6 protein-coding genes are annotated in these 6,289 nt (G+C 68.5%); 5 read left to right on the plus strand and 1 reads right to left on the minus strand.

Annotated features, from left to right (window positions below):
* Positions 1 to 199 precede the first annotated feature (199 nt).
* On the minus strand, positions 200 to 709 hold the full coding sequence (locus tag QH196_RS00130) for a M23 family metallopeptidase (protein WP_432279398.1): 510 nt from the start codon (positions 707 to 709) through the stop codon (positions 200 to 202).
* 107 nt (positions 710 to 816) lie between these two features.
* Here QH196_RS00130 and QH196_RS00135 point away from each other — a divergent pair, with 107 nt between their 5' ends.
* From QH196_RS00135 to frr, 5 genes are all read left to right on the plus strand, one after another.
* A complete protein-coding gene (locus QH196_RS00135; protein WP_280413697.1) occupies positions 817 to 1,086 on the plus strand; it encodes a hypothetical protein in 270 nt (89 codons plus the stop codon).
* A gap of 1,767 nt (positions 1,087 to 2,853) precedes the next feature.
* Positions 2,854 to 3,675, plus strand: coding sequence for a 30S ribosomal protein S2 (gene rpsB / locus QH196_RS00140; protein WP_280413698.1), 822 nt, complete (start codon positions 2,854 to 2,856; stop codon positions 3,673 to 3,675).
* A 148-nt stretch (positions 3,676 to 3,823) separates the two neighbouring features.
* The gene (gene tsf / locus QH196_RS00145) at positions 3,824 to 4,648 is read left to right on the plus strand and encodes a translation elongation factor Ts (RefSeq protein ID WP_280413699.1); all 825 of its coding nucleotides are present in this window, start codon (positions 3,824 to 3,826) and stop codon (positions 4,646 to 4,648) included.
* Positions 4,649 to 4,907: 259 nt separating this feature from the next.
* Complete coding sequence (gene pyrH / locus QH196_RS00150; protein ID WP_280413700.1) at positions 4,908 to 5,636, plus strand: UMP kinase; 729 nt, start codon at positions 4,908 to 4,910, stop codon at positions 5,634 to 5,636.
* Positions 5,637 to 5,686: 50 nt separating this feature from the next.
* Positions 5,687 to 6,244, plus strand: a complete 558-nt coding sequence (frr, locus tag QH196_RS00155) for a ribosome recycling factor (RefSeq protein WP_280413701.1) — start codon at positions 5,687 to 5,689, stop codon at positions 6,242 to 6,244.
* Positions 6,245 to 6,289: the final 45 nt, after the last annotated feature.

A 6,289-nucleotide genomic window follows, 5' to 3' on the forward strand; every position in this document is an offset into this window, starting at 1 on the left:
CCGCCCCTACCAATCACCCCCCCCCACCCAAAACCCCCCCCCCCCCCCCCCGTTTTTTCGGGGGGCGGCCCCCCCCCCGGGGGGCCCCCCCCGCCCCCCGCGGGGGGGCCCCCCCCGCTCTGTCCGGGGCGGGGGGGGGGCGGGCCCCGGGGGCGCGCGCCCCCCCCCGGCGAGGCTGCTCGTGCGCTTCCGCGACTGTTCACCCGACTGGGTGCACCGGCTTCAGGCGGACCGGAGACAGGCGCAGCAGGCCGAGTGGGTCCAGATACTCCCGCTTCGCGCGGCCGCTCTGCTCGCGGCGCGCGCCCCAATGCAAACAAGTGGTCGCACACCCCGCATGCCCGCCCTCCAGGACACCGATTGCGGTCTCGCGGGTGACCCGTCTGCCTACCGTGACCTTCGCCGTCACCGGCTCATAGGTCGTCCGCAGGTCTCCTTCGTGGCGTATCGATACCACCGGCTTACCGGCCACTTCGCCGGCGAAGACCACCACTCCCGGGCCGGCCGCATAAACGGTCTGTCCCTGCGTTCCGGCGAGATCGACACCGCGATGCCCGGGCAGCCAGTCCTGTTCCGGTGGGTCGAAGGCTCGTTCGACGTCGGGCCGTGGCCGCAACGGCCAGGTGAACGGCTTGTCCGGCCCTGCTGCGGCCGGACCGGCGGCGGCCAGCGCCATCAGCAGAACCAACAGCACGGAGCCAGGGCCCATACCGGGCCGGGCGTACCCCCTCCATACGCCCGGCCCGGCGGCGCTCCTATTTCCGGCCATTCGGGCACGGACAGGGCGGAGCGATCTTCGGTGCGAGCCGGATCAATGTGCGCAGCAATTCGCCCAACGCCGGAACGACCGTGCAGGCCGACCCGGAGGCTGAACCTGCCGCCAACTCGGCGGAACCGGACCAGGGCGATTCGGCGCCGGACCCGGAAGCCGATCCCGATCCGCCGCATGCGGCGACCGCAGCCGGTGTGGTGGGGCCTTCGCCGGCGACGGCCGGATTCGGGCCGGGCACCGTCCGGTCGAGAGCTGGGCGGGCTGCCGCAGCGGTAGAGCTCACCGGCGTCGCCTCCACCGAACCGCCGGAATAAGCGGCGGCTGTGGCACCCGGACCCAACGGGAACGCGACGAGCACCGTAGTGAACGCGGCACCGAGCAGCACATCCCACCGCCGGTGTCCCACCACGGAACGCCGGTGCCGGGCCCGCACGGAAACCGAACGGGTGACCAGCTTGTTGCCTCCGACGGTGACGACCCGGGTCACCGGGCTCCGCCCGCCGGTGCCCAGTCGCGCCCCCGCAGCAGGCAGATCGCCCGCGCGATCCGGTCCATTCGATATCCGAGGTGCCGCCGCGGAGAGCCGCACATCCCTTGCCTTCCGCAATGCGTGGACCCGCGACGATCGGTCCGCCAGGCCGCATGCCACCGCCGGGTGTGGCGGCGCCCCTCCGGCGACATCCCCCGCCACGCTTCGGTACAGGAACAGGCGACTCCGCGTGCCGGTGCGGTCTTCCGGGACAGCACGCCGAATCGGATTCCGGACCGGCGCCCGCCGCAATCGCCGACCGGGTGCGAACCGTGACGGTATCCCCATGGGCAGCGGTGAGTCATCGGGCGGCACCGTGGGAGACCGGCGCCCCGGATCCGCACGTTGCGATGCGAACGCGTCGAGCAGAACCGGGACGGGCTCGCGGTCCGCGGGCAGGAAGGCGCTGTGGGCTATCCGGCGTTCGTATCGCCGGGCACGCCGTTCGATATCGCCGAGCCCCGCCGCGCCCGCCTCCGAACTCCCGGGCCGGAGCACCTGCGGCACGGCGCGCCTGCCGGTTGCGGAGGCCGCCAGGGCCGTGCTCCGGACCGGACGATTCCGGCCGGCCACCGTGGCATCGCTCGCGGCCCGAGCGGATCGTGCGGCGTGCGCAGATCGGGTTGCAGGCATATCTCGGTGGTGTGCACCATCGCGGGCCGGGACGAAACGATGAACCGCAGGGTGCGCTGTGGTGCTCGATGCGGCCCCATACGCCCGTCGCCCCGGCTCGTTCCCCGTCGTATCGGCGGCGGAGAGCGTTGATGCGGCGACGATCCGGTCGGCGCCTGTCTTTCGGCGGTTGTCGGCACACCACCGGCGGCGTGCGAATCGCGGGCTGCAGTGGAGCGACGGGAGACGGCGGGCGTGTTCGCTGCCGCCGGGGAGTACGACGGCGGTGCGGCTGTACCGGGTGTGCGCGGTGTGGCCGGGCACACCGGTGTGGTGCCGCAGCATCCCACGCCTGCGGATACTCGCCGCCGGCGGTTCCTGCGATCTTCGCGGCCATAGTGGCAGCGGTTCGCCGTCTTGTGCGGTAATCGGCCGATCACGTAGTGCGATATAGGGCCAGCTGCGCGGGGCGGGCGGGAGTCCGGCCGGTGAAGAAGGGATGCGGTCGGCGGTGTCGTGACGGCTCATATGCTCAGCGTGCCCGCGGCGGATAGCGGCCGGAACCCGCAATTCCGGCACCTGTGGATAACCCACCCCTGTGAACAAACTGTGTTTCAAAAAGCCCGCTCGCAGCTCACCGAACGTACCCGTGCGACCGCCCGATTTCCGATTCTCGCAGCGCACGCCGTAAACTGGCCGAGCGGTCTGTGTTCGCAGGTTTCTGTGTGGCACCGGCCGACTTCGCGCACCACCGTGCTTGTTCATCACGGCGCTGCCCGCCACGCGCTCCCCGGGAGCGGACGGCCGGCGGCGCGATTCCGGAACAGGGGACGTCTCGGCTGGTCCCGATCCCTGATCGGGTCCGAGTGTTCTGTGGTGCCAGGGCAGCAGGCCGCCGGCTTGCTGCGACAACCGGCAACGAAAGAGAGATACGAGAGCAATGGCTGTCGTAACCATGAAGCAGCTGCTCGACAGCGGCGCGCATTTCGGGCACCAGACCCGTCGCTGGAACCCGAAGATGAAGCGGTTCATCTTCACCGACCGCAACGGCATCTACATCATCGATCTGCAGCAGACGCTGACCTACATCGATAAGGCCTACGAATTCGTCAAGGAGACCGTCGCCCACGGCGGCACCGTCCTGTTCGTCGGCACCAAGAAGCAGGCCCAGGAGTCCATCGCGGCCGAGGCCACGCGGGTCGGTATGCCGTATGTGAACCAGCGCTGGCTGGGCGGCATGCTCACCAACTTCTCCACCGTGCACAAGCGCCTGCAGCGCCTCAAGGAACTCGAGGCTATGGAGCAGACCGGTGGATTCGAGGGTCGCACCAAGAAGGAAATCCTCATGCTCACGCGTGAGATGAACAAGCTGGACCGCACCCTCGGCGGTATCCGCGATATGCAGAAGGTGCCCTCGGCCATCTGGGTCGTCGACACCAACAAGGAGCACATCGCCGTCGGCGAGGCCCGCAAGCTGAACATCCCGGTCATCGCGATCCTGGACACCAACTGCGATCCCGACCTCGTCGACTACCCGATCCCGGGTAACGACGATGCGATCCGTTCCGCCGCGCTGCTCACCAAGGTCGTCGCCTCCGCGGTGGCCGAGGGCGTGCAGGCCCGGGCCGGCCGCTCCGGCGGCGACGACAAGCCCGAGGCCGGTGCGGAGCCGCTGCCGGAGTGGGAGCAGGAGCTGCTGGCGCAGGCCGCGCCCGGCGCCGAGACCCCTGCGGCGCCCGCGGAGACTCCGGCCGAGGCCTGAGTCGTCACCCCGTGTTCGGCCGGCGCTCACCGGCTGCTGCTGAGATGAGCGCCGCCGAACCCGAATTTCCACAGCGGTGGTCACGGCTGTACGAGCACGTGGCCACCGCTGACCGGTACCTGACTTTCTCGAAGGAGGCTCGCCCCCGATGGCGAACTACACCGCCGCTGACGTGAAGCGGCTGCGGGAGCTCACCGGCTCCGGAATGATGGACTGCAAGAACGCGCTGGTCGAAACCGAAGGTGATTTCGACAAGGCCGTGGAATTGCTGCGCATCAAGGGCGCCAAGGATGTCGGCAAACGGGCCGAGCGCACCACTGCCGAGGGCCTGGTCATCGCCAAGGACGGCGTGATGGTCGAGATCAACTCCGAAACCGACTTCGTGGCCAAGAACGCGGAGTTCCAGGAGCTGGCCGATAAGATCATCGCCGCCGCCGCGGCCGCGAAACCGGCCGATGTGGATGCCCTGAAGGCCGTGGCCCTCGACGGCTCGACGGTCGACGAGGCGCTGCAGGCGCTGGCCGCCAAGATCGGCGAGAAGCTGGAACTGCGTCGCGTCGTCTCCCTGGACGGCCCGGTCGCCACCTACCTGCACAAGCGGGCGTCGGATCTGCCGCCGGCCGTCGGTGTGCTCGTCGAGTACACCGGTTCCGGTGACGCCGCCGCGGAGGCCGCCCGTGGCGCCGCCATGCAGGTCGCCGCGCTCAAGGCCAAGTACGTCACCCGCGACGAGGTCCCCGCAGATCTCGTCGAGAACGAGCGCCGGATCGCGGAGCAGACCGCCCGTGAAGAAGGTAAGCCCGAGGCCGCGCTGCCCAAGATCACCGAGGGTCGCGTGAACGGCTTCTTCAAGGACGTCGTGCTGCTCGAACAGCCGTCGGTCACCGATAACAAGAAGACCGTGAAGGCTCTGCTGGACGAGGCCGGTGTCACCGTCACCCGCTTCGCCCGGTTCGAGGTCGGCCAAGCCTGATCCGTATCGCAGCAACCCCCGTCGCATACGCTGCGGCGGGGGTTTGCTGCTGAGCGGGCACTTTCCGGCCCCGCCCGCCCCGTCGTACGATCGCCCGGCGGCGTAGGGCAGGATAGAGGCCGCCCTGTGTTGGCCTATGCCACGTAGCCGCGCGCCGCGCCCGGGCCAGTCGGAAGCGGGCGGCACCGGTTCCCCGGCGGCCCCGCACCATGAACACTATCTACCGAGCACCGCCGATCGCCGAAGGAGACGCCAGCCGATGACGCACCCCGGGACCGACCGCCCAGGATATCGCCGGGTACTGCTGAAACTGGGCGGTGAGATGTTCGGCGGCGGCACGGTGGGGCTGGATCCCGATATGGTGCAGACCGTCGCGGAGCAGATCGCCGAGGTCGTTTCCACCGGGGTGCAGGTGGCGGTGGTGATCGGCGGCGGGAACTTCTTCCGCGGCGCCGAACTCGAGGAACGCGGTCTCGAACGCGCGCGCTCGGATTACATGGGCATGCTCGGCACGGTCATGAACAGTCTGGCGCTACAGGATTTCCTGCAGAAGCAGGGCATCGACACCAGGGTGCAGACCGCCATCACGATGGGGCAGGTCGCCGAACCCTACCTGCCGTTGCGTGCCAAGCGACATCTGGAGAAGGGGCGCGTGGTGATCTTCGGCGCCGGGATGGGGATGCCCTACTTCTCGACCGACACCACTGCCGCCCAGCGCGCGCTGGAGATCGGTGCCGAGGTGGTGCTGATGGCCAAGGCCGTCGACGGAGTGTTCGACGCCGATCCGCGACTGGATCCGGATGCCAGCATGTTCCACGAGATCACGCACAAGGAAGCCATCGAACGCGACCTGAAGGTCGCCGATTCGACGGCGTTCAGTTTGTGTATGGACAACCAGATGCCGATGCTGGTGTTCAATTTGTTGACCAAGGGCAATATTGCCAGGGCGGTGGCCGGTGAGAAGATCGGCACATTGGTTCGATCCTGATACCGCGGGCCCGCGGGTCATGACGATGACGACGCAGTGGAGGAACGGTCGTGATTGAAGAAGCGCTCTTCGACGCCGAGGAGAAGATGGAGAAGGCTGTCTCGGTGGCGAAGGACGATCTAGGCGGCATCCGGACCGGGCGCGCGAACCCGGGGATGTTCTCCCGGGTCGTCGTCGACTACTACGGATCGCCGACCCCGATCACCCAGATGTCGAGTATCACTGTCCCGGAGCCGCGGATGGTGGTGGTGAAACCGTACGAGCAGGCACAGCTGGGGCCGATCGAAACCGCGATCCGCAATTCCGATCTGGGCGTGAACCCGACCAACAACGGCGATATCCTGCGGATCTCGATCCCGCAGCTCACCGAGGAGCGGCGCCGCGAATTGGTCAAACAGGCCAAGCAGAAGGGTGAGGACGCCAAGGTCTCGATCCGCAATGTGCGCCGTAAGGCCATGGACGAACTGGGCCGGATCCAGAAGGACGGCGAGGCCGGTGAGGACGAGGTCGGCCGGGCCGAGAAGGAGCTGGACAAGACTACGGCCAGATATGTCGGTCAGATCGACGAGCTGGTGAAGCACAAGGAATCCGAACTGCTCGAGGTCTGATCCGGCGTTTTCCGGTGTATCCGCCGCCGCGGCGGTGGTGTAGTT

It is taken from the genome of Nocardia carnea (genome assembly GCF_029868325.1).
GTDB classification, from domain to species: Bacteria; Actinomycetota; Actinomycetes; order Mycobacteriales; family Mycobacteriaceae; genus Nocardia; species Nocardia carnea_C.